Annotated in this window: 17 protein-coding genes; 9 read left to right on the top strand and 8 right to left on the bottom strand. The window is 59.8% G+C overall.

Annotation, left to right across the window (positions count from 1 at the left end; all coding sequences use genetic code 11):
* Positions 1 to 99: 99 nt before the first annotated feature.
* The 4 genes from argS (at position 100) to ruvC (ending at position 4,107) form a co-directional block, all read left to right on the top strand.
* A complete protein-coding gene (gene argS, locus ACE3NW_RS08850) occupies positions 100 to 1,755 on the top strand; it encodes an arginine--tRNA ligase (RefSeq protein WP_374282507.1) in 1,656 nt (551 codons plus the stop codon).
* Between the two features lie 202 nt (positions 1,756 to 1,957).
* Positions 1,958 to 2,785 carry an SPOR domain-containing protein gene (locus ACE3NW_RS08845; RefSeq protein ID WP_374282505.1) on the top strand — a complete coding sequence of 276 codons (828 nt, stop codon included), beginning with the start codon at positions 1,958 to 1,960 and terminating at the stop codon, positions 2,783 to 2,785.
* A gap of 8 nt (positions 2,786 to 2,793) precedes the next feature.
* Complete coding sequence (locus ACE3NW_RS08840) at positions 2,794 to 3,597, top strand: MlaE family ABC transporter permease (RefSeq protein WP_374282503.1); 804 nt, start codon at positions 2,794 to 2,796, stop codon at positions 3,595 to 3,597.
* Between the two features lie 6 nt (positions 3,598 to 3,603).
* Positions 3,604 to 4,107, top strand: a complete 504-nt coding sequence (ruvC, locus tag ACE3NW_RS08835; RefSeq protein WP_374282501.1) for a crossover junction endodeoxyribonuclease RuvC — start codon at positions 3,604 to 3,606, stop codon at positions 4,105 to 4,107.
* Between the two features lie 104 nt (positions 4,108 to 4,211).
* Here the strand turns inward: ruvC and ACE3NW_RS08830 are convergent, their stop codons facing one another.
* The gene (locus ACE3NW_RS08830; protein WP_374282499.1) at positions 4,212 to 4,811 is read right to left on the bottom strand and encodes a flavodoxin family protein; all 600 of its coding nucleotides are present in this window, start codon (positions 4,809 to 4,811) and stop codon (positions 4,212 to 4,214) included.
* Positions 4,812 to 4,948: 137 nt separating this feature from the next.
* Here ACE3NW_RS08830 and ACE3NW_RS08825 point away from each other — a divergent pair, with 137 nt between their 5' ends.
* The gene (locus ACE3NW_RS08825; protein WP_374282497.1) at positions 4,949 to 5,344 is read left to right on the top strand and encodes a winged helix-turn-helix transcriptional regulator; all 396 of its coding nucleotides are present in this window, start codon (positions 4,949 to 4,951) and stop codon (positions 5,342 to 5,344) included.
* 123 nt (positions 5,345 to 5,467) lie between these two features.
* On the opposite strand, the gene ACE3NW_RS08820 is transcribed toward ACE3NW_RS08825, so the two are convergent.
* A complete protein-coding gene (locus ACE3NW_RS08820) occupies positions 5,468 to 6,799 on the bottom strand; it encodes a hypothetical protein (RefSeq protein ID WP_374282495.1) in 1,332 nt (443 codons plus the stop codon).
* Positions 6,800 to 7,400: 601 nt separating this feature from the next.
* Positions 7,401 to 7,997: a peptidylprolyl isomerase gene (locus ACE3NW_RS08815; RefSeq protein WP_374282493.1), complete on the bottom strand. Its 597-nt coding sequence runs from the start codon at positions 7,995 to 7,997 to the stop codon at positions 7,401 to 7,403.
* A gap of 289 nt (positions 7,998 to 8,286) precedes the next feature.
* Between ACE3NW_RS08815 and ACE3NW_RS08810 the strand changes: the two genes are divergently transcribed.
* The 3 genes from ACE3NW_RS08810 (at position 8,287) to murJ (ending at position 13,238) form a co-directional block, all read left to right on the top strand.
* On the top strand, positions 8,287 to 8,994 hold the full coding sequence (locus ACE3NW_RS08810; RefSeq protein WP_374282491.1) for a Bax inhibitor-1/YccA family protein: 708 nt from the start codon (positions 8,287 to 8,289) through the stop codon (positions 8,992 to 8,994).
* Between the two features lie 90 nt (positions 8,995 to 9,084).
* Positions 9,085 to 11,622 (top strand): ribonuclease R family protein, encoded by a 2,538-nt coding sequence (locus ACE3NW_RS08805; protein WP_374282488.1) that lies wholly within the window; start codon positions 9,085 to 9,087, stop codon positions 11,620 to 11,622.
* Positions 11,622 to 13,238 (top strand): murein biosynthesis integral membrane protein MurJ, encoded by a 1,617-nt coding sequence (murJ, locus tag ACE3NW_RS08800; protein WP_374282486.1) that lies wholly within the window; start codon positions 11,622 to 11,624, stop codon positions 13,236 to 13,238. The genes ACE3NW_RS08805 and murJ overlap by 1 nt, the downstream gene beginning before the upstream one ends.
* Before the next feature lie 15 nt (positions 13,239 to 13,253).
* Here the strand turns inward: murJ and ACE3NW_RS08795 are convergent, their stop codons facing one another.
* The 5 genes from ACE3NW_RS08795 to ACE3NW_RS08775 form a co-directional block, all read right to left on the bottom strand.
* Entirely contained in the window at positions 13,254 to 14,048 is a 795-nt protein-coding gene (locus tag ACE3NW_RS08795; RefSeq protein WP_374282484.1) for a hypothetical protein, read from the bottom strand.
* Between the two features lie 54 nt (positions 14,049 to 14,102).
* Positions 14,103 to 14,609: a metal-dependent hydrolase gene (locus ACE3NW_RS08790; protein WP_374282482.1), complete on the bottom strand. Its 507-nt coding sequence runs from the start codon at positions 14,607 to 14,609 to the stop codon at positions 14,103 to 14,105.
* 184 nt (positions 14,610 to 14,793) lie between these two features.
* On the bottom strand, positions 14,794 to 17,085 hold the full coding sequence (locus tag ACE3NW_RS08785; protein ID WP_374282479.1) for a vitamin B12-dependent ribonucleotide reductase: 2,292 nt from the start codon (positions 17,083 to 17,085) through the stop codon (positions 14,794 to 14,796).
* A gap of 541 nt (positions 17,086 to 17,626) precedes the next feature.
* A complete protein-coding gene (locus ACE3NW_RS08780) occupies positions 17,627 to 20,077 on the bottom strand; it encodes a small ribosomal subunit Rsm22 family protein (protein ID WP_374282477.1) in 2,451 nt (816 codons plus the stop codon).
* The gene (locus ACE3NW_RS08775; protein ID WP_374282475.1) at positions 20,078 to 21,937 is read right to left on the bottom strand and encodes an ASKHA domain-containing protein; all 1,860 of its coding nucleotides are present in this window, start codon (positions 21,935 to 21,937) and stop codon (positions 20,078 to 20,080) included. It lies immediately after the preceding gene.
* A gap of 197 nt (positions 21,938 to 22,134) precedes the next feature.
* Between ACE3NW_RS08775 and fliM the strand changes: the two genes are divergently transcribed.
* Entirely contained in the window at positions 22,135 to 23,115 is a 981-nt protein-coding gene (gene fliM, locus ACE3NW_RS08770) for a flagellar motor switch protein FliM (protein WP_291330703.1), read from the top strand.
* Positions 23,116 to 23,245: the final 130 nt, after the last annotated feature.

Here is a 23,245-nt window from a genome sequence, read left to right as displayed (position 1 = left end):
AACAGGCGGCGCATGAACCCGAAACGGGGTTTCCGGCGGCTTTGCCCCGGCCACCACAGGCATATTGCCGCAACCGTTGCATAAAAGGACACCAGCACTATGCGCGCCATCGACACCCTGCGCACGGCCCTGAAGGGCATTATTGAAGAAGAAGGCCTTGCCTGGCCCGTCAAAACCGTCATCGAGCCGCCCCGCGACCCCAAGCACGGCGATCTTTCTGTGAACTCTGCCATGCTGCTGGCCAAGGAGGCCAAGGCCAACCCCCGCGAACTGGCGCAAAAATTTGCCCAGAAGCTTGTGGAGCGTTGCCCCGATGTGGCCCATGCCGAGGCCGCTGGCCCCGGTTTTTGCAACGTGACCTTCACGCAGGATTTTTGGCGCAACACGGTGGTGGACATTGAATCCGCCGCCGCCGACTACGGCAAGAGCACGGGCGGCGCTGGCAAAAAGGTGCTGGTTGAATACGTTTCGGCCAACCCCACCGGCCCCCTGCATGTGGGCCACGGGCGCGGCGCTGCCGTGGGCGACAGCCTTGCCCGCCTGCTGCGCGTGGCTGGCTACGACGTAAACACCGAATACTATATCAACGATGCCGGTCGCCAGATGCGCCTGCTGGGCCTTTCTGTGTGGCTGCGCGCCAAGGAACTGGCCGGAATGCCCGTCACCTGGCCCGAAGACTACTACAAGGGCGACTACATCATCGACATCGCCCGCGAAATGCTCGATGCCAACCCCGCCCTTGTGCAGATGCCCGACGCCCAGGGTCAGGACGTGTGCTACGACAAGGCCATGAACGACATTCTCAACGGCATCAAGGATGACCTCAACGAATTTCGTGTGGAGCACCAGCGCTGGTTTTCTGAAAAAACCCTGGTGGAAGGCGGGGCCGTGGCCTCTGCCTTCAAGGCTCTTGATGACGCGGGGCATACCTATAAAAAAGACAATGCCTACTGGTTTGCCACCGAAAATCTGGGCGACGACAAAAACCGCGTGCTGCGCAAGTCGGACGGCAGCCTGACCTACTTTGCCTCAGACATCGCCTACCACCACGACAAGTTCCAGCGTGGCTACGACTGGCTCATCGACATCTGGGGAGCCGACCACCACGGCTACATTCCGCGCATGCGTGCGGCCATAACGGCCATGGGCAAAACGCAGGACAGCTTTGACGTGGTGCTCATCCAGCTGGTCAATCTGCTGCGCGAGGGTCAGCCCGTAAGCATGTCCACCCGCGCGGGCACGTTTGAAACCCTGGCCGACGTTATCAAGGAAGTGGGCGTTGACGCGGCGCGTTTCATGTTTCTTTCGCGCAAGAGCGACAGCCCCCTCGACTTTGACCTTGAGCTTGCCAAGCAGCGCAGCCTCGACAACCCCGTGTACTATGTGCAGTACGCCCACGCGCGCATCTGCGCCGTGCTGCGCAGGGCCGAGGAACGCGGTTTTGTGCTGCCTGCCAGGGCCGATGCCGATCTGCTGCACGGGCTCGACACGCCCGAAGACATGGCCCTGCTGCGCAAGGCCGCCACGTTTGAAGACATGCTGGCCTCTGCCGCCAAGTCGCTCGCCGTACACCATGTGAGCACCTATCTTACGGAACTGGCCGGGCAGCTGCACAGCTACTACGCAAAGCACCAGGTGTTGCTGGCCGACGACGCGCCGCGCACCCTGGCCCGCCTTGCCCTTTTGCGTTCCATCGGTCAGGTGCTGCGCAACGGTCTGGACGTGCTTGGCGTAAGCGCCCCCGAAAGCATGTAGGCAGCCCAGCACTGCCAGCAACCGGCTTCAGCGGGTATGCCCCGCTGACTGCACAAACGTCGAACACTCGGCGTGAGCCCATCAAGGCTTTTTATCTGCCGCAAGGCGCATTTTGCCAGGGCGCGGACACCCGCCACCTTTACAGAGTGCGCCTTGCGCAGGCAGAATACAAAGGCCTGTGGCCCACGACGGAGGATACAGAATGGCCGCCCCCTTACGCAAACCCCGCAAGTCTGTCGTTTCCCCGCCTGCGGGCGAGAAACGCCGCTTTGTAATCCGCCTTTCGGGGCCAATGGCCGCTCTGCTGGGAACAATTCTGGCGGTGGCGGTGGGCTGGTCGTTTTTTATGGGCTTTATGGTCGGACGCGGACAAAACCCTGAAACCCGCGTGGAACAGATGACCAGCATGATTTCCAAAGACACGGCCGCGCCCAAGGGCAAGGCCGCGCAGCCAGAAGCGCCCGCGCCCGATGCGCCTGCCGTGGCGGAAAATGCCGAGGGGCAAACCGCCGCCCCCGGTGCGGATAACGCCGCCCCCGCTGCTGCCGCACCTGCGCAGCCCGGCAAGCCCGCCGATGCCAAGGGGCAAAAAGCTGCCGCACAGCCGCAGCCGGGCCAGCAGCAGGCTCCGGCCTACCCTTTTTCCCAGCCTTCGGCCAACGGCATGGCTGCCTGGGGCATCAAACCTGGGGCCAACCAGCAGGGCGCTCAACCGGGCGCACAGGCTGGCACAGCACAGGCCGCCAAGCCAGCCCCGGCCAAAACCGGCCCGCAGTTTGACTATGTGTATCAGGTGGCGGCTTTCAAATCAGACGAAGACGCCGACAAGCTGCGCACCCGCCTTGAAGGCAAGGGCCTGCACACGCGCACCCAGAAAAACGGCAAGCTTGTTCTGGTTATGGTGAATCTGCGCGGCACGGAAGACGATGCCTTCAACCTGCGTGAAGACCTGCGCCACATGAAGCTTGGCGTGCCAATCATGGTTTCGCAAAAGCCGGTTTCCACCAAACCGCAAAAAGCCGGGCGTTGAGGCACAGCATGACCGTAACAGAATCCTTTGGCAATTTTTTGCGCAAGCTAGGCAGCCCCTGCCTGCACGGCATAGACGCTCTGGGCGGCACTGCCCTGTTCATGTTCAGCGGGCTGGCGCAGATATTTGCCAGCGCCAAGATTTTTCCGCGCACGATGCAGCAGCTCTACGTTATCGGATCAAAATCGCTGTTTCTCATCATGTTGATCGGCGTGTTCTGCGGCATGGTGCTTGGTCTTCAGGGCTACTACACCCTGGTGAAATTCGGCTCGGTGGGTATGCTGGGCTCGGCGGTTTCGCTGACTCTTATCCGCGAGCTTGGGCCGGTGCTTACGGCCATCATGCTTACGGGCCGCGCCGGTTCCTCCATGACCGCAGAAATCGGCGTCATGCGCATTACCGACCAGATCGACGCGCTGGATGTCATGGACATCAATTCCATGGGCTATCTGGTCAGCCCGCGCCTGCTGGCCTCACTCATCGCCTTTCCGCTGCTCACGGCCGTATTTGACGTTATCGGCATCATCGGCGGCTACCTTACCGGCGTGCTCATGCTGGGCATCAACGAGGGTGCGTACTTTTACCGCATCACCAGCTCCGTTACCGCAACCGACGTGAACGGTGGCTTTATCAAGGCCATACTTTTTGGCCTGCTGGTCACCACCATCTGCTGCCGTCAGGGCTACTACACCAACAAACGGCGCGACAGCGTGGGGCCGGAGGCCGTGGGCAACGCCACCACCTCTGCCGTGGTTATCTCGTGCGTGCTGATTCTTGCGGCAGACTACATTGTTACCTCGTTTCTGCTCTAGCGTGCCATGCAGGCTGTAACGGTCATCGGCATAGACCCCGGCTCGCAACGCACCGGCTGGGGTGTGGTGCGCGAAGTTTCTGGTGTGCTGCAACTGGTGGATTGCGGCGTGGTGCGCACTGCCTCGGCGGGAAAGGAATTTTCTGACCGCCTCGCCCGCATCTACCACGAGCTTTCGGGCATTCTGGCCCGCCTCAATCCTGAAGAAGCCGCCATCGAGCAGGTTTTTACCGCCAAAAACGCAGCTTCGGCCCTCAAGCTTGGGCAGGCGCGGGGTGTGGCCGTGGCCGCCTGCGCGGCGCACGGCCTTTCCATCAGCGATTATGAACCCACGCTTGTCAAAAAATCCCTGGTGGGGACAGGCCGGGCAGAAAAAGAACAGGTGGCCTTTATGGTGCAGCGCCTGCTCAACGTCAAAAACGCCAACTGGGCGCTGGACACATCGGACGCGCTGGCCGTGGCCGTGTGCCATCTGACCGTGCGCCGCTTTGCCGCCCTGGCTGGCAAGTAGGCCGCCTCCCAGCCCACCCTCTTTCCCCTTCTCGCTGTGATTTTCACAGCCTGTCATACCGTGGCCCACAAACAGGCGCACAGCCGTATCCCTTTTTTAGCCGCTTACTCGGCGGGGTAGCTTGCCATGTGCGGTGCAACCGCCTTGCCCAGCCAGTCCATGGCGCGGCCAAGCTGACGCATGTTGTCCAACGCAAAGCTGTCCTGCTGCACCGATCCTTCCGCATGGCCGTAGCCAAGGTTCCAGTAGGTTGAACCGGGCACGAGCATCTTGGACATCAAAAACATGTGGTTGATGCTGTCATAGGCGTGGGTGGCCCCTGCCCTGCCGGCGGCCACCACCGCCGCGCCAATCTTGCCCTGAAACAGCCCACCGTTCACATAGGCCACATAGCCCGCGCGGTCCACCAGCGCCTTCAGCTCTGCCGTCATGTCTGTGAAGTAGCAGGGCGTGCCCAGAATCATGGCATCCGCAGCCAGCATTTTTTGCAAAAGCTCGTTGAGTAGGTCGTTGTCAAAAACGCAGCGGCCATTTTTGAGCTCCGCACATTTTCCACAGCCCCGGCAGCCCTGAATTTTTTTGCCGCCAAGCTGTACAAGTTCCGTTTCCCAACCCGCCTGTTTAAGGGGTTCAAGCGCCGTATTCAGCAATAGTGCCGTGTTGCCGTTTTTTCTGGGGCTTCCGTTTATGGCCAGTACCTTCATGCGCATCTCCTGATGGATAGTTTTGCGCACATGATACCGTTTATCTGCAAAAGTTGAAGTACTGATAAAAAAATCATATTGTAACATCTGTAGCTGGTACTAACAAAAAGTATAGTATTAAAGACACAGGAACCCCGATGGAAAACATCCCCAACTGCCCGCCCGTTCAGGGCAATTACCGCTGCCACTTTGAGCTCACCTTGCAGCTCATTGGCGGCAAGTGGAAGCTGCTGGTCATTTATTTTCTTTCGTTGCAGGAGGTCATTCGCTTTGGCCAGTTGCGCCGCGCCCTGCCAGAAATCAGCGAGCGCATGCTGGTACGACAACTGCGCGAGCTGGAAGACGACGGCCTCGTAAGCCGCAAGGTTTACGGCACGGTTCCCCCACGGGTGGACTACGCGCTCACGCCGCTTGGGGCATCGCTTGTGCCCATCATGGAATCGCTCAAGACCTGGGGCAACATGTACGAAACGAGCCGTGATATAAGCGACGCCACGATAGTTACTGCCACTGAAGCCATGGAAAATGATTGATGACATCGCCTGCCTGGACAAAAAAGGGGGGCTCAGCCCCACACACACAAAAAATGGATTATCAAATTGTCAGGTCTAAAACTTACCTTCCCCTCACCAAATGGCATGACACCCCAACTTCGCTTAAAGTATAGCGAATTGTTCGACCTGGCCAGAACTATCGAAAGACATGGCAACCTGAACACTTCCATCACGTGAGATAAATGAGTTTAAACTCATTGCTAGTTCTTTTTGAGTCTTCGCAAAAAGCTGCTGCAAATCATTTGCGGCTCTTTCACAATTAGCTGAAATCGATTGAATTTTGTCTTTACGCAATTCCAAGGTTTCCGAGGAATTCCAAACAGATTTAGAAAGAAGCACCGACACTTTTACCTTTGTAACCTCTGAAAACTCTTTGACAATCTTCTGCCACTCACCCTCGTTGGGTTTGGCTTTTGAAAATTCCAGATGAGAAGGATTAATGTATGCTGTAACAAAATTTATTGCAGTGCAGAAATTAAGTAAGAGTTTACGCCTTTTGAGCAGTGGTTCAAACTTACCCATCAATACTTTGAGCTGCTCGTAGGTGGATCCAGTCCCAAACGTATCCAAATCCTTGAGTTCGCCTATCTGCCTGATTAACGAATGTGCATCTTCTTCCAATTTATTACGCCATGCATATGAATCTTTGATTAACGATTCAATCACATTCCTTTTTTGCTGCGAAAGTTCCTCGGGGCACCGTAACTCTTTCATAAACATCGCAATTTCAGCAAGATAATCATAAGCTCCAGTAATTTTGGATTTATCCTCATTTTCCTGACGCTCAATAATTTCTGTAAGAGAAGCTTTAATATCAGTCAAACTTTTCTCAATATCATTCAAATGAGATTGGGCCACTGCAATGCTAACCAGCTGGAACGCTCCTGCTGCAATTTTGCTGGCTCTGCCGCCCTGGATCATGCGCCCTTTGCCAACAATTTTTCCAGAAGAATCAATAGCATCACACAAACTTTCCCCACCATTTGTCCGCAGCAATGTGTATGTTCCGTTCGATAAACCTTTTTGTATTTCCGGCTTAAACATAACTGAAACAGTTTTATTAGGGATGCCTACAAAACCTTTAAATAAATCCGCAGCCATGTGCTGTACTCGATTGATAGCGCTTTCAGAAGACACTATATTGTATGCTCTCTGTGGCATTTCTGAAAGTTCAGTAGCTTTGATTACAGATCTACCATTTTCATCAACAATTTCAAATTCACAGCTACTATCAACAATTGTGTCATCAGACACCTGAACAGATTGAACTGCACATTGTTCTTTATCTTCCACCGTTACAGTCGATTTTTCGACTTGAGTGTTCGCACTGTGAACAGATTCAGCGATTGCAGCTTTCTTGCTTTTTTTCCACACCACGCAGCCTACTATCATCAATACACATATAGATGCCGCAATATAAATTCCAATTTCCATACAATCCCTTCCACTTCACCTTTTCTGTGTATTTTTTATAAGAGATTTTCCCACTAAACAGTTATCACCAGCGATCACAAATGTTCTAAAAACGATTATGGGAGCCCTCAAAAGTAGCTCAAAAAAATATCTACCCAACAATGCAATATTTTTTATGACAATTGTGTCCCTGCAAAGATAGCCCACTAAAAATACATTTTGCAACTAAAAAATGGCATTAAAATATATTCCTCCCACCCAATAATACTTCTCCTTGCGATGTGACATCTTTCCCATCACATAAAAAAATCACAACTAACGTCCATTACTGACAGATATTAACCGCACTTCGACATATGCAAAGAGAACAGATTGCAATCTTTCCACAACACTCGCTGAGATGCTCGGTGAATCGACCTAAAACTACACACACGTAAAACCTGGCATACGAAAGTGCCGCCCTCACTGGTGTTGATTATGATGTCCGCCAAACAGACAACTACATATTTCTACAAAAATAAAGGCCCCGTGATATTCACAGGGCCTAAAAAACAAACGAAGGGCAGCAAACCAAGGCGACACGCAATTATTCCTGGAGGGCAGGCTACCTTGTCACCAAATTCTATTCCACAATCACGGCCTTCTTGATGACCACGGTTTCCATGGGCACGTCGTCGTAGTAGCCCTTTTTGCCGGTCTGCACGGCGGCGATCTTGTCTACCACTTCCTGCCCCTTGATAACCTTGCCAAAAACGGCATAGCCCCAGCCCTGGGGGGTCTGGCTCTTGAAGTCGAGGAAGTCGTTGTCCTTGGTATTGATGAAGAACTGCGAAGAGGCCGAGTGAGGCTCGCCAGTGCGGGCCATGGCAATGGTGTACTTCTTGTTCTTCAGGCCGTTGTCGGCTTCGTTGCGGATGGAGGCGCGGGTGGACTTCTGCTTCAAATCGGCAGTCATGCCGCCGCCCTGAATCATAAAGTTTTTGATAACGCGGTGAAAAACCGTGCCGTCATAGAAGCCGGATTTGACATACTGCACAAAGTTGGCCGTACTGATGGGGGCCTTGCGCGAATCAAGGCGCACCACAATGTCGCCCAGGCTGGTCTCGAGCTTTACGGCGGGGTCTGGATCGGAGGCCTGGGCCTGACCGGCCAGAGCGAGCACGGCTCCGAGGCAAAGAGTCACGGTAAGCGCACGAAAAAATATGCGAAATGATTTCATAAAGCACTCCTCACTGTATGGTGTGCCGGGCGTTCCCCGGCAGGGCGCACGGTAGCACGGGGGCCGCTGTGCAGCAAGGGCGGCCTGGGCTGCGCCGCCCGCCCATGGCCGCAGCAAGTGGCCGCAACAAATGATCGCAGCCGAACTTTGCCCTTACGGGCCTTGCTAAATGGCGCTGCCGTTATTATACTTAAAGGCAGAAGACAAACTTCAGGCCCGAAGACGGCACTGCGGCTCGGAGCCGCAGCCGCCAAAAGGGCTGAACGCCTTCAATGACTTTTCGGAGGATATGATGTCGTATAGCCGCAGTGTTGCTCAAAGCGCCGCCAGCAGCGTCGCTTCCATTTACATGCGTCAGGTGTACCAGTGGATGACAGCCGGTCTTGCAGTAACCACCGTGGTTGCCTACGCAGTTGCCAGTTCGCCTGCCGTGCAGGCTGCCATTTTTGGCAACATGATCGTGCTCGTTCTTATGCTGGTGGCCCAGTTTGGTCTTGTCATCGCCCTTTCGGCGGCGGTTCACAAAATGTCTGGCGGCATGGCCACGGGCCTGTTCCTGCTGTATTCGGCAGTAACCGGCGCAACGCTTTCGTCCATTTTTGTGGTCTACCCCATCGCGTCCATTGCCAACGCCTTTCTGGTGACCACAGGCACGTTTCTGGCCATGTCGGTTTACGGCACCGTGACCAAGCGCGACCTTACGGCCATGGGCAGCTTTCTGTTCATGGGCCTCATCGGCATTGTCATTGCCTCGGTGGTGAACATCTTCCTCAAGAGCAGCATGATGGACTTTATCATCAGCTGCCTGGGCGTGCTCATCTTTACCGGCCTGACCGCCTATGACACCCAGAAGCTGCGCCAGTTTGGCGAAAACGCCCCCCTTGAGGACGGAACCGCCGTGCGCCGTGGTGCCATTCTTGGTGCGCTGACCCTGTACCTTGATTTCATCAACCTTTTCCTCATGCTGCTGCGCCTCTTCGGCGGCAACCGCGAGTGATGCGGTACTGCGCCAACGCAGCCTGAAATTTGAGCGATCGGGGGCGAAAGGCCAGGCCTTTTGCCCCCTTTTTTCGCCCTACGGAACCCTATGAAAAAGAAAAAATCCCAACGCGGAGCGTTCGGCTCTTCCCCCCACAATCCCGGTTTCCCCTCGCGCGATGAACTGCTGGATGCCCTTGCGGCCCAGTCGCGCCCCATGCGCGTGGACGGAATTTTGCGCATCATGGGCCTTGCCCGCCGGGCCAAGGGCGACCTTGAGGCCATGCTGACCGGGCTTGCCGATCAGGGCCGTCTGCTGCGCCTGCGCGGCGGCCTGTGGGCGCGCCCCGAGGCCCTCAAACACATTGTGGGACGCTTCAGCTCGTTGCGCGACGGCGGGGGCTTTGTCACGCCCATGCGCCCCGTGAACGATGGCGAAAACAGCCGCGACAGCAGACTGGAATTCACCGGCGCGCGCGATGTGTATATTCCCGCCGCGCAAACCGGCGAGGCCTGGCATCAGGATATTGTGCGCGTGGCACTCAGCCCCGGAGCGGCCCGTGGCCCCTCGCCCGAAGGCCGGATTATCGAGGTGGTTGAACGCGGCCTTGCCGAAATTCCCGCCCACGCGGCGCACCGCACGGGCAATACGCTGTTTTGCCGCCCGGCAGATGCCCGGCTGAACGTGAATTTCAGCGTGGAGCTGGCAGCGGGCGATACGCCACCCCAGCCCGGCACGCTGGTTTTGCTGGCCCCGCAGCAGCGGCTGGCCTCTGATTTGTGGTCAGCCCGTATTGTGGGCGACTATGGGCGCGAGGACGATGTGGCCGTGCAGGAGGAGCTTGTAAAGCTCAACCACGAAGTACCGCGCGATTTCCCTGCTGGCGTGCTGGCAGAAGCCCAGCAGCTGCCCGAGGGCCCCACGGCACAGGACACGCACGACCGCGAGGACGTGCGCCATCTGCCCCTGGTGACCATTGACGGCGCCGATGCCCGCGATTTTGACGATGCCGTGCAGGTCGAAGACCTCCCCGGCGGCGGCTGGCTGCTGCGTGTGGCCATTGCCGATGTGAGCCACTATGTGCGCCCTCGCGGCAGCGGCAGCACGGGCGCTCTGGATGCCGAGGCCCTCGCGCGCGGCAATTCGTGGTATTTCCCCAAATCGGTCGAGCCCATGCTGCCAGAGGTACTTTCCAACGGCCTGTGCAGCCTGCGCCCCGATGTAGACCGGCTGGCCATGCTGGCAGAAATTCCTTTCACGGCACAGGGCAAGCCCGGCAAGCCGCGTTTTGCGCAGATAGTCATGCGCTCCGCAGCGCGGCTGACCTACGATCAGGTCAAGGCCTGCATGCTCGACAACGATGCCGCCGCCCTTGCCACCCTGCGCGAAAACCCGCGTGGTGAAGAAGTGTACGGCATGCTGCAAAAGGCCTTTGCCCTGTATGCGGCCCTGCGCGATGCCCGCCGCCAGCGCGGCAGCCTCGATTTTGATCTGCCCGAGGCAGACAGCCGCCTGGACGAAGCCGGGCGCGTGGTCTGGATGGGCCACCGCATGCGCCACGATGCCCACAGGCTTATTGAAGAATTCATGATCGCGGCCAACGAGGCCGTGGCGCGCTATCTGCGCGATGTGGGCATGCCCTTTTTGTACCGGGTACACCCCCTGCCCGACCCGGAACGGCTCGAAAGCCTTTTTGACACCCTTGCAGGCGTGGGCATGGAAGACCTGCCCCCCCGCCCCGATGCCGCAGCAATGCAGGGCATACTTGCCCGCGTTCAGGGTACGGACATGGAATTCCTGGTCAACCGCCTCTGCCTGCGGGCCATGCCCCAGGCGCGCTACCAGCCCTTTAACGAGGGGCACTTTGGCCTTGCCTCGCAGGCATACTGCCACTTTACCTCGCCCATACGCCGCTATGCCGACCTGCTGACCCACCGGGCACTCAAAACCGCCCTGGGCATTGGCGTTGGTGCGCTGCCCGCCGGGCAGAAGCTGCTGCGCATCGGCGACCAGATCAACCGGCGCGAACGCGCGGCCATGGCCTGCGAACGCGAGATGGACCGCCGCATGGGCTGCCTTGCCCTGCTACCCCGCGTGGGCGAGCACTTCAAGGGCATGGTGGCCGGAGTTACCGACTTTGGTATCTTTGTGGAGCTGGCCGACATGCCCGTGGAGGGAATGATCCGCATTGATGACCTTGGCGACGACTGGTACGACTTTGACCCGCACACCATGAGCCTGGTGGGCCAACGCTCCGGCGTCATGTGGCGTATGGGACAGAGCCTTGAGGTGGCCCTGGCCGACGTGAACCTTGGCAGGCTTGAAATTCGCCTCATGCCGCTGGAACTGCCCAAGGCGGCCCAGGGCAACTGGCGCGGCCGAGGCAAAGCTTCCCGCGCACCTTCCCGCAAGCCTGCCCACAAGGGCGGTGCAAAACAGGGCCGTGCCGGCAGTGCTGGCGGTTCACGTTCTGGCTGGAAGATCACCTCGCCCGGTGACGAGTCCGGCAAGGGGGGCGGCAAGGGCGCTGGCAAGGGCAAATCCAGCCGCCGTGGCGGCGGAACAGGGTATGGCGGCAAGGCTGGCGGCACAAGCTCTGGCTCCAAAGGCTCTGGCGGTCGTACCGGCAAAAAGCGGGGCCGCTGATGGCGCTGCTCACAGCCCGGCAACGCATGGGGGCAGCCGCCCTCATACTGGCGGCCAGCACCATTCTCTCGCGCCTCATGGGCCTTGCGCGCGACAAGATCATATCGTGGCAGTTTGGCGCGGGCGGCGAATCAGACATGTATTTTGCCGCCTTTGTGGTGCCCGATATCATCAATTATCTTCTGGCTGGCGGCTTTATGTCCATCACCATCATCCCCCTGCTGACCCGCAGGTTTCAGGAGGATGAGGCCGATGCCTGGGGATTTTTTTCGTGCGTTTTCTGCTGGATGACTGCCGCCTCAACCCTGCTGACCATCGGCGGCATGGCCTGTGCGCCATTGCTGGCGCGGCTGGTGGCCCCCGGCTTTACGCCGGAGCAATGGCTGCGACTGGCCTTTTTCATGCGCATTATCCTGCCCGCCCAGATATTCTTTTTGTGCGGGGCGTGCGTGACGGCACTGCTGTTCATGCGGCGTCAGTTCCGTGTTCCGGCGCTGGCCCCGCTCATCTACAACGGGGCCATCATTGCCGTGGGCCTGCTGCTGCCCTGGCTGGCAGCCACACAGGCGGCGCAAACTGCCCTGCCCGCATGGCTGCTGGCTCACATGGACGGCATGACCGGCTATTGCGTGGGCGTCACCCTTGGCGCGGCCCTTGGTACGTTTGTGCTGCCCCTGCGGGTGGCAGCGCAGCAGGGTCTGCGCATGCGCATGGTCTGGCGGCATCCGCTCATGGGCAAATTTTTGCTCACGGCCCTGCCCCTCATGCTGGGGCAGACCATCATGATGCTGGACGAACAATTTTTGCGGGTTTTCGGCAGTCTGGCCGGTGACGGCGCGGTGAGCCTGCTCAACTACGCACGGCGTATAACCCAGGTTCCCGTGGGGCTGGTGGGCCAGGCCGCCGCCGTGGCCTCATATCCTTTTTTGGTGTCGCTGCTGGCACAGGGCGAAACAGAGCGCTTCAACGCCACACTGCGCACGGCGCTGCGGGCCAGCGTGGCGCTTATCATTCCCTGTGCTTTCTGCATGGCGGCCACCAGCTGGCCCATTCTTGGTGTCATTTTTCAGGGCGGGCGCTTCAGCCCTGCCGACACGCTGGCAACCCTGCCGCTCACGCGCATCATGCTGGCCGCCACGCCCTTCTGGATTGTCTACATGGTGCTGGTACGCGCCTATTACGCGCACGGCGACACCATTACCCCGGCGGTAACCGGCAGTGTCATGACTGCCCTGTGCATACCCATCTATTACTGGTGGGCTGTGCCACACGGGGCTTGGGCCATCGCCGCCCTTTCGGGCCTGAGCGTGAGCCTCTACGTGTTGTGGCTGGTGGGCATATGGATTCGCCGCCACGGCTGCGAGGCGTTTGCTGGCCTGACCGGGCTGGGCCTGCGGGTGATCTTTTGCAGCCTGCCCGCCACCGCTGCTGGCTGGTGGATTTCAGAGGTCTGCATGCGTTCCTTGACGCTGACGCCCATTCTCAAGGCCTGTGTGGTGCTGATGCTTGGGGGGTGCGCCTTTGCGGCCCTCTTCCTGCCCATTGCCTGGAAGTGCGCCCCCGAAACGCTGGAGCCAGTGTTGCAACGGTTGCGCCGCAGACGGGGCACGGCCTGATCCAATCCCCCGAAACTATCTGACCTGCCGGGCGGCCTGCCACTGCTGCAAGCGCCGCTCCAGCAGGGAAATCACCGCTCCCGCCAGCAGAGCCGCGCCCGATGCAAGGCTGTAACACAGCCACAGGGGCAGATGTTCAACCCCTGTCATCACCACCACGGCAAAGGCTATGCAGCCAAACCAGCCCGCCATGATGCCGCGAAAAATGCTCACCACCGCCGCTGCCCCCAGTGTTGCGTGGGCAAAGGGCACGATGGAACAGACCATGACGGGAAAAAACATGAGCACTCCGCTCCAGCCGGGGCCAAGCCAGTGGGCGGCTTCCGTCACTGCAAAAACAAGCCCCGCCCCGCAGGCCATCTGCACGGGTACGCGCACCCAGGCCGACATGGCGTGGCCGCGTCTGGCCGGGGCCACAACCGTGGGCAGGCAGGCCAGCACAAGTGCCGGAGCGAGTGAAGACAAAATCACCGCCCACAGTGCAGTGATACCCAGATGCAGCACACCCCAGCCGCCGCCAAAAAATCCGCACAGGGCCACGGGCAGGGCCACATACCAGGGCAGGCCCAAAGCTGCCAGCCAGGGATAGATGAGGGCCGTTGCCGTGCAGGCCAGTACGCCCAGCAGGGTGTTGAACGAGGCAGCTGCAGAAAAAACCGCGCCCTGTTCCAGTGTAAGAAAGAACGAAACCGGGCCGGAAATGAGCGGCAGGCCTGCAATCACCCCACCCACAAAAGCCCCCCAGCGGCGGGCCACCAGCAGGCAAAGCAGGATAAGCAGGGGCGTAAGAAGAATTTTGACCAGCATCATCCGCCCGGTTGCTGCGGCAGAGCGCAGCCGCCACAAGGGCGGCAGGCCGCGTGGTTAAAAAAGGTGCGTGCGGGCCAGCTTGTGCGTGAGCCGCAACAGGTCATCGTGATAGAACAGCCCGGTCAGGCCCACCACGCAGGCCAGAAAACAGTACTCACCCAAACTGCCCGTGGAGCACAGCTTGAGCGAAATCTTGTTCTGCCGAGAAAAGGGCGTCAGCGGCACGCCCGAAGGCGTAAGCATATCCAGCAGCACATGGCTTAGCCCGCCAAACCCCAGGCCCAGCAGGGCATCGCGCCCCAGCGTGCCAAGGCTGGCTGGCGGCAGCACCAGTGCCGCCACGCATACGGCCAGCCACCAGCCGAACCAGTGCGTGGTTCCCCGGTGTATGGCATTGAATATCTTTTGCTGGCCCCTGCGGGTGGGTGCAAGCCCGGCCATGCGCTGATCAAGCACATCGGGCAGCACGGCCCCCGCGCAGGCGGCGGCAACGCCGCCAAGGGGCAGATGCAGCGCCAGCGCTGCTGCCACGGCAGTGGCCTGATGCGTAATCCATTTCATGTGCGAACCGTCTGGTAAAAAAATACTGCGGGGAGGAATCTCTTGTACAAAAGAGCACCCCTCCCCGCAAGGATATTACTGAAGCAGCTGCTGCTTGTCTTGCACCACCAGGAATAGTCAGCGGCACAGACAGCTTAGGGGCAAGTCTGCCCCGCCACAAGCCCGCTGCCGGTCGGCATAGCCCTTAGCCGCAGCGTGAAAAACCGCAGCCGGGGCAGATCAGGCAGCCTTCCTGAAACACAAGGGGTTCGCCGCATTCCGGACAGTTCTGGGCTTGCAGATCGTTGACATCGCTGATGTGCTCGTCCTTGAGGTAGCGCTTTTCCAGCACCCAGGCGATGGCGTCGGGAATGGAGAGCAGCAGGCCCTTGCCGCGAAATACGGGGTGTTCGCCGCCGATGCCCTTGATCTGGGCAACCACATCGCGCACGTGTACGCCAGAGCGCAGGGCCAGCGACACCAGGCGGCCAATGGCTTCGGCCTTGGCCGTGATGGAACGCCCGGATTTGCCAATGGTGGCAAACACCTCAAAGGGTTTGCCGTCCACTTCGTTGACGGTAAGGTACATGGCCCCAAGCCCGGTGGGAACCTTTTGCGTAAAGCCCCACACCATGTCGGGACGCTTGCGCACGCCCGCACCAGCCTGTGCCGCAGATGACGGGCCGGATGCCGTGGCGGAAGCCGCGCCGGTTTCTCCGTCCATTTTCTTTTGGCCTTCGCCCGTGGCCAACACCTGAATACTCTTGCAGCCGTCGCGGTACACGGTAACGCCCTTGCAGCCTTCCTTGTACGCCAGCCAGTAAATATCAAAAATATCCTGTTCTGTTGCGCTGTTGGTGAGATTGACCGTTTTTGACACGGCATTGTCGGTATGCCGCTGAAAGGCAGCCTGCATGCGCAAATGCCACACCGGGGCAATGTCCATGGCAGTTACAAAAACCTTGCGCAGGGAGGCGGGCAGGTAGTCCATTTCCTGAATGGAACCCTTGGCCACCACGGCATCCATAAGCTCGTGGCTGAACAGCCCGGCCTCGGCCAAAGCGGCCTCAAAGTACGGGTTCACCTCAACGAGGCGCTCGCCGTCAAGAATATTGCGGGTAAAGCACAGGGCAAACAGGGGCTCCACGCCCGATGAGCACCCCGCAATGATGGAAAGCGTACCCGTGGGCGCAATGGTGGTTACCGTGGCATTGCGGTAGGGACCAAGTTTCTTTTTGGCATAGACCGAGGTGGCGTAGGCCGGGAAGGCCCCGCGCTCTGCCGCCAACTGGGCAGAGGCCTTGTGCCCTTCTTCCTGAATAAAGGCCATGATGCGCTCGCCAAGCTCAATGCCCTGCTGCGAATCATAGGCCACCTCAAGCTGATAGAGCAGATCGGCAAAACCCATGACGCCAAGACCAATCTTGCGGTTTTTGCGCACGGTTTCGGTGATGCTGTCCAGCGGAAAACGCGAGGCGTCGATGACATTGTCGAGAAAACGCACGGCCAGATGCACCACGCGTTTGAGTTCGGCCCAGTCAATACCATCGCGTGCCGGGTCGGCCCCACCGTTGTGACCGGCAATATAAAAACATGAGAGGTTGATGGACCCCAGGTTGCAGGCCTCATAGGGCAACAGGGGCTGCTCGCCGCAAGGGTTGGTGGATTCTATCTCGCCCTGGTCGGGGGTGGGATTGTCGCGGTTGATGCGGTCAAGAAAGACAATGCCCGGATCGCCCGACTGCCAGGCTTTCTTGACCAGCATCTCAAAAATTTCGCGCGCCCGCAGGCGGTTTATCACTTCGCCAGAATTGGGGGCCACAAGATCATAGTGCTCGTCGTTTTCAACGGCGCGCATGAAAACTTCTGTCAGGCCCACGGAAAGATTGAAGTTGTTAAACTCGCCTTCTTTTTCCTTGGCGCGGATAAATTCAAGGATATCGGGATGGTCTACGCGCAGAATGCCCATATTGGCCCCGCGCCTTGTGCCGCCCTGCTTTACCTGCTCTGTGGCAGTGTTGAAAATGCGCAAAAAAGACACCGGGCCGGAGGCCACGCCGCCGGTGGAGCCCACGCGGCTGTCCTTGGGCCGCAGACGCGAAAAGGAAAAGCCCGTTCCGCCGCCCGACTTGTGGATCATGGCCGCGTATTTGACCGCGTCAAAAATTTCTTCGATGGAATCGCCCACCGGCAGCACAAAACAGGCAGAAAGCTGGCCCAGATCAGTGCCCGCGTTCATGAGCGTGGGCGAATTGGGCAAAAACTTCCAGGAGGTCATGAGGTCATAAAAAGCGCACGCCAGATCCTCTCCCTTGTAGGTGGACTGCGCGTACTTGGTCTCTTCGGCGGCAATGGAGGCAGCCACGCGCCAGAACAGATCACGCGGGGTTTCTGTTTGCCGGCCAGCCATATCCTTGCGCAGATAGCGCTTTTGCAGAACAACTTCCGTATTGGGTTTCAGCTGCGGCTGCGACAAATTCTTGGGCATTGTGAACATGAAAAACAGCCTCTTTGTTAGGTCTGAAGGCATCGCAACGATGCCTGAGGTACAGAAAAAAAGATCCCAAAAACAGAATCCTCAACGATCTGCCAGCAAAGCCTGAATGTGGCAAAAAGGCAGTATACACAGAACAGCCGTAAAAAAAAGAGCCTCAAAAGCCGCATTCCACCATTAACATGCTAATATAACTAAAAATACTTAATAATAAAAATAACCAATATTATATATTTTTCTAGGCGGCTTCTGCTCCCGCGCCAAAATTTGGGCCAGTGGCGCGGCCTTGGGGGTCTGCCCTTTGAACAATTTTTTGTTCGACAGATACGAACTGAGAAGCAGAATACAGTGCGGGGCACTCAAAAGGAGCAGCAGCCAGAGCAGCCAACGGCAAGGCGCGGCACGATACAGGCAATCCGCCAGGCGTTTTTGTGGGCAGAGGCGAAACAACCGCGCCAATGGCAAGGGGCGGGCAAAAGCCCGCCCCCATATTGCGTACTAAAGCCGCAGCGCACACGCGGCACGGTCATTCAGGCAAGGCCGGTTAGGGCTTGCCGCCGCGCGGGCCAGAACGTCTGCTCTGCCCACCCTCACGACCGCCGTTTCTGTCACGGCCTGGCCCACGGCCAGAATCGCGGCTCTGCCCGCCATCCCGCCCACGGCCAGAGTCACGCCCCTGGCCGCCACGGCTGTTTCTGTCCTGCCTGTCCTGGCGGCCTTGGCGGTCCTGACGATCCTGACGGCCTTGGCGGTCTTGGCGGTCTTGGCGATCCTGACGGTCATCGCGACGGGGCCTGTCGTTGCCCTGGGGACGCGGAGGCCGCCCGCCCTGTCCGTTACGGTCATCGCGCTGCGGGCGCTCACCGTGGGGCGCACGGGCCGGACGGTCAGACTGCCCCCGGCCTGCGGGCCTGTCATCGTCCCTGCGGTGGTGAGCGGGCCTTTGGCCCCTGCTGTCACGATTGTCGCGATTGTCGCGGTTGTCACGATTGTCGCGCCCTTCACGGTTATCGCGCCCGCCACGATTGTCGCGGCTGTCGCGGCCACGGCCATCACGAAAATCGCGGTCATCGCGCCGGTCACGGCCATCCTGCCCGTTCTGGCCGTCCTGCCCATACTGCCTGTCTGGGCGGCGGGTCAGAACAGAGTCGGCACCGGGACGTGCCGGAGGACTTACCAGCAGGGCTCCGCTTTTGCGGTCACGCGGCGTGCCTGCGGCAACGGTCACTGACAGGGCATCGCCAGAGGCAAGGGCCTCGGCATTTTCCAGCAGCAGCATACCCTTGCAGGAGCAGCCGTAGCGCGCCCTACCCGACAAGCCGGGAACCACAAAGGGCGCGGAAAGCACCCGGGTCGCCAGTACGTTGCCCGATTCGGGGGCAGCATCGGGCAGGGCCGCGAGCAGCAGGGGTGACAGGCTCAGGCTGCTTTTGCCGAGGCCCGCTGCCAGCGAAAGGTCTTCAAGCCACAAGGGCGCTCCTTCGCTGACAAAGGTAAAGTGACACCATGTACGCCCCCCCTGGCCGCGCAACAGCGGGCAATCAAGCTGGTGCGTGCAGGGCGAAAGCGCGGTCAGCCCGCCATCCACCGCCAGCTGGCGCAAACGCATGATGGTGGAACCGCCAAGGCGCGTACCAGGTTCCACAAACAGAAGTGCGGGCCCCACGGCTGCATCTGCTCCTGCGGCTCCCACATGGTCAAAAAGGGGCGAGAGGGATTCGAGAAAACTGTCCAGCCGGTCTTCGCGGCAGCCTTCGGGCTTATCCGCATCTGCGCCTTCCGCAGTGGGGTTGCCGTCAAAATCCACACCCTCGTTATCCAGCGAATCAAATTCGTCTTCTTCCTCAATGGCGCTGGCCCCGCGTGAACGCTTTTTGCCAAAGCGCAATTCGTTGAGCACGTTGGCCGCGCTGATCAGCCAGGGGCGAGCCTTGCCGCCAGAAAGCAGGGGGGCTGCCTGCCGCACCACCTGATCCAGAGGCGCACGGGCCACCCGCACGGGCCATACAGGCTGACCAGTGAGCTCGCCCAGAACTTCCATCAGCGTTTTGCCAAGCTCCAGCGGCTGTGACGAGGTATCCAGCGCCAGCACCCGTAGAGGCGCAGAGCGCCATTCAGGCTTTGCCAGCCAGAGAGCCAGCGGCAGGGTCAGAGGGCCGGAACCCACATCCACCAGCAGGGCCTCGCCCCCCTGGGGTGCAACACTGCGCGGGTCGGGCAGGGGCAGGCTGGAAAGAACCCGCGTGAGGCGCACGAGGTTCCAGGGCAGGAAATAATACAGGTACGCACTGATGGACGCAGGGGAACTCCAGTACGGGCGGTCAAGACCTGCGCGTTCTGTGGTCAGCAGGCGCGAAAGCTGGGCTATGTCGTCGGGCAGGGTGCGCCGGTGCGCGCTGTTGAGCGGCCACACCTTTGCCAGTGCTTCGGGCAGCATGTCCAGAACGCGCATGGCCTCTGCCGAAAGCGGCGGAAAAAGCGCCCTGGCAGCGGGCCAGGCCCCCAGTTCGAACGGACGGGGGGTGTGGCGCGGGCGCTCGTCGCGGCGGTCATCGCGGCGGTCATCGCGGCGGTCGGCATTGCGCTGGCCCGCTGGTGCAAACGCCCTGTCGCCATCGCGCTTTTCTGGCCGCAGTGCGGGCCTGCCATAGCGGTCTTTGGGCACATTGGGCGAACGGCGGTCGCCAGAACGGTCGTCACGGCGGTCACCGGGGCGGTCGTTCGGGCGGTCATCGCGGCGAGCTGGGCGGCGGTCGTCACGACGGTCACCGGGACGGTCATTCGGACGTGAAGGGCGGCGGTTATCCCGGCGGTCATCGTTGCGGCCAGCAAACCCTCTGCCGGGCCTGTCACCGGGCCTGTCGTTGCAGCGGCCACCGGCGTCGTCCTGACGCGCTGGCCGGTCATCAAATTTGCGGCGCGGCTGGCCCGCACCCTCGCCTGTGCGGCGGCCACGCCCACCGGCATTACGGGAAAAATCATCATTGGCAGACATTTAAACTCCAAAGCGCATATGGCGCAGATATTCGGTGTGAAAATTTGGTTGATCAACAAGAGAAATGACCACGGCATCGCGGCACATGCGGGACAGGGATGCGGCCTTGCTAGCATCAAGGGCCAGCAGTGCTGCTCCGTCCAGCGACGTATTGCCCACGGCGCGTATGCGGCGGCTCAGGACAGAAGGCACAAAACCCACGGTTTCGAGGTCGTCGGGGTTAACGTATTCGCCCAGCGTTCCGGCCAGGCACAGGGTTGCCAGCCCTGCCAGCGGCAGGCCTGCGGCCCGCAGCAGCGTATGAAGGGCAAGGGCAAAGGCCGCCTTGACCTTCAACAGTTCTTCCACATCTGCGGCGGCCAGCCACAAACCGTTTGGCAGGCGCAACCGGGCGCCAGACGCGCCGCACTGCTGGCTGCCACTCAGACCGCCGGGGTCGGGCAGTTCCAGACCGGCGGCCAGCTTTCTGGCCAGAGGCATGGCCGGAACCGCCACAAACTGACCGTCGTCGCGCAGCACGCCCGCGCGCAGCAAGAGGGCCAGCAGCGAAATATATCCAGTGGCACTTATGCCCCGCGCCGCGCCCGCCAGTTCATGGGGCCGCCCATGCCCTACGGCACTTTCGGCCTGCTGGCAAGCGGCACAAGGGCAGGCTGCGCCCCCGCCAGGGTGCGCAAAGTCATGCCCGCGAGTTTGAGCAGCCACCTGGGCCGTGCCACGGCTGTCAGCACTTTCATAAAACCGCGCCGCCAGCCCCAGGGGGGTAAGTGAAAAACCCGTCACCACACCGGGCCCGGCAAGCTGCCCGCATTCCGGCCCAATGCCTTCAAGTGCGGGGCCCAGAGGCACGCTGGTCAGCCACAGTTCGCCCGCCTCTGTAACCAGGGCCAGCTCGCCGTTTGTGCCAAGGTCGGCCAGCACAAAGGGGCGGGGAATATCCGCATCCAGCAGGGCCGCCAGCCCGGCGCTCACATCGCCGCCCACAAAGGGAGCTGGCAGGGGTGGAATGTAGACCGGCGGCAAATCCGGCACGGCAGCGGTTTCGTCCCCGCTGTGGGTGAGCCTGTAGGGGGCCGCACACAAGCCCTGCACATCGCGGTTGAGAAAAATATCGGTCATGGCCGTGTTGGCTGCAAGGCACATGCTGTCAACGCGCCCAAGGCCAACATGCAGCAGAAATGCTATGATGCCTTGCAGCTCGTGGCGCGCAAGCAGGGCCAGCAGTTCGCGGCCCTGTGGCGTGCTGGCCACGGCAAGGCGCGACATCACATCGGCCCCGGCCCCGGCCTGCGGGTTGAGGCTGCGGCCTTCGGCAACAGGGCTGCCCTGTGCATCAAGCGCCCGCCAGCAGAGCGAGGTTGTGCCCAGATCAACGGCCAGCACCAGCGGCCGCATATCTGCGCCCCCGGCCCCCGGCGTGAGAGCCTCTGCTGGTACAAGTATTCTTGCCCCCGGCGGCGACTCGGCCACTCTGCCCGCTTGCGGGTTGCCCGCCAGCGGCACAAGGCTTTCTGGCGGCAATTCCAGCTCAAGCACTGTATCACCACCCGCAGCGGCCCCAGCGTCGGGTACTTGACGGCGACAGGCCAGCCGCCAGCCCTCTGCCAGCTGCTGCTGGCTAAAAACTGCTTCTTCCGCTGGCAGTGCTGGCGGGGCATTGCGCACAAAGCGCACGCGGCAACGCCCGCAGCGCCCAAGCCCTCCGCACAGAGGCAAGGGCCGCACCAGACCGGAAAGCCAGATGGCGTGCGAGAGGCTTTGCCCCGCACGGGCAGAAACAGTCAGCCCCCGCGTGTGCAATGAGCCCTGTGCCGGGGTTTCAGTGGTATGGCCGCTGGCCGAAAAAAGACGCACGTTCATGTAAATAGCCTGCCTCAAGCCCTTGTTAAAGGCAAGCTGCCCACATATTGCCAGGGGATGCCCCGTTGCCGCCAGCCGGGGCAAAAGGCCATCATCTGCTTGTCAAACTGGCCTTTATCTTGCATATTTCAACTGCATGGTCGTGCGCGGAAAATTTACACCGCAACACACTTTTTCACGACTGTTCAGAGGCTGGCATGAATAAAGTTCTGGCGCAAGACGAAGTTGATGCCCTGCTGCGCGGGCTTTCCGGCGGGGAAATCGAAAACGAAACGGAAACGCAGGAAGATGAATCCGGCATTGTCTCCTTTGACCTTGCCAACCAGGATCGCATCATTCGCGGGCGTATGCCCGTGCTTGAAATTGTCAATGACCGTTTTTCGCGGCTTTGCACCAATGCCTTGTCAAACTCTGTGCGCAAACGCGTGGAGCTGAACCCCATCTCCATTGACATGACAAAATTTGGCGAGTTTATGCGCTCGCTGCCGGTTCCCACATCCATCAACATTTTCAAGATGGACCCCCTGCGCGGCAATGCCATTATGGTTGTTGATTCGCGCCTGGTTTTTGCGCTGGTCGAAAACGTATTTGGCGGCGCGGGTTCGCAGCCCAAGGTAGAAGGACGCGAATTTACACGCATCGAACAGGCCGTTGTGGACAAGATTGTCAAGATCGCCCTGGAAAACATGGAAGAATCCTGGCGGCCCGTACACGATGTAAAGCTTGAACTGGTGCGCAGCGAAATCAACCCGCAGTTTGCGGCCATTGTGCCGCCCAGCGACGTGGTGGTGGTCATCACCTTTGAGGTAGAGCTGGATACGGCTCTTGGCTCCATGATCATCTGTCTGCCCTACGCCACCATTGAACCTATCCGCTCAAAGCTGCACGCCAGCTTTCAGACCGAGCGCCTTGAAGTTGACCACGCCTGGGTGGCCCGCCTGAAAGAACGCCTGCTCGAAACCCCCGTGGAAATGAAGGTACACTTTGGCCGCACCACCATTACAGGCAACCAGCTGCTGCGCATGCAGGTGGGTGACATTCTGGTGCTTGATACTGACCATGAGGACATGCTCAACTGCACTGTAGCAGGCGTTACCAAGTATCAGGGGCTGCCGGGAACCATCAAGGCCATGAAGGCCTTTCAGATTATCAAGGAAAACGAACCGCAGTACACCTAGCTGCGAGGGGGCCTGCCCCCCGTCAAAATATAAAGGCCCATGCAAGCCCAACCAGCATATCAGCGGTTGGACAGGCATGGGCCTTTGTGGTTCTGCTGTGTGTAGGGCCGCACGGGCAGCCCAAAAGTTT

Source organism: Desulfovibrio sp., from assembly GCF_041907885.1.
Taxonomy (GTDB): Bacteria; Desulfobacterota; Desulfovibrionia; order Desulfovibrionales; family Desulfovibrionaceae; genus Desulfovibrio.
This window is presented reverse-complemented; position numbering and strand designations above follow the sequence as displayed.

Excerpts from the sequence above, each read along its gene's own strand:
- argS (WP_374282507.1), top strand. The coding sequence starts at position 100 with ATGCGCGCCATCGACACCCTGCGCACGGCCCTGAAGGGCATTATTGAA.
- ACE3NW_RS08845 (WP_374282505.1), top strand. The coding sequence starts at position 1,958 with ATGGCCGCCCCCTTACGCAAACCCCGCAAGTCTGTCGTTTCCCCGCCT.
- ACE3NW_RS08840 (WP_374282503.1), top strand. The coding sequence starts at position 2,794 with ATGACCGTAACAGAATCCTTTGGCAATTTTTTGCGCAAGCTAGGCAGC.
- ruvC (WP_374282501.1), top strand. The coding sequence starts at position 3,604 with ATGCAGGCTGTAACGGTCATCGGCATAGACCCCGGCTCGCAACGCACC.
- ACE3NW_RS08830 (WP_374282499.1), bottom strand. The coding sequence starts at position 4,811 with ATGAAGGTACTGGCCATAAACGGAAGCCCCAGAAAAAACGGCAACACG.
- ACE3NW_RS08825 (WP_374282497.1), top strand. The coding sequence starts at position 4,949 with ATGGAAAACATCCCCAACTGCCCGCCCGTTCAGGGCAATTACCGCTGC.
- ACE3NW_RS08820 (WP_374282495.1), bottom strand. The coding sequence starts at position 6,799 with ATGGAAATTGGAATTTATATTGCGGCATCTATATGTGTATTGATGATA.
- ACE3NW_RS08815 (WP_374282493.1), bottom strand. The coding sequence starts at position 7,997 with ATGAAATCATTTCGCATATTTTTTCGTGCGCTTACCGTGACTCTTTGC.
- ACE3NW_RS08810 (WP_374282491.1), top strand. The coding sequence starts at position 8,287 with ATGATGTCGTATAGCCGCAGTGTTGCTCAAAGCGCCGCCAGCAGCGTC.
- ACE3NW_RS08805 (WP_374282488.1), top strand. The coding sequence starts at position 9,085 with ATGAAAAAGAAAAAATCCCAACGCGGAGCGTTCGGCTCTTCCCCCCAC.
- murJ (WP_374282486.1), top strand. The coding sequence starts at position 11,622 with ATGGCGCTGCTCACAGCCCGGCAACGCATGGGGGCAGCCGCCCTCATA.
- ACE3NW_RS08795 (WP_374282484.1), bottom strand. The coding sequence starts at position 14,048 with ATGATGCTGGTCAAAATTCTTCTTACGCCCCTGCTTATCCTGCTTTGC.
- ACE3NW_RS08790 (WP_374282482.1), bottom strand. The coding sequence starts at position 14,609 with ATGAAATGGATTACGCATCAGGCCACTGCCGTGGCAGCAGCGCTGGCG.
- ACE3NW_RS08785 (WP_374282479.1), bottom strand. The coding sequence starts at position 17,085 with ATGTTCACAATGCCCAAGAATTTGTCGCAGCCGCAGCTGAAACCCAAT.
- ACE3NW_RS08780 (WP_374282477.1), bottom strand. The coding sequence starts at position 20,077 with ATGTCTGCCAATGATGATTTTTCCCGTAATGCCGGTGGGCGTGGCCGC.
- ACE3NW_RS08775 (WP_374282475.1), bottom strand. The coding sequence starts at position 21,937 with ATGAACGTGCGTCTTTTTTCGGCCAGCGGCCATACCACTGAAACCCCG.
- fliM (WP_291330703.1), top strand. The coding sequence starts at position 22,135 with ATGAATAAAGTTCTGGCGCAAGACGAAGTTGATGCCCTGCTGCGCGGG.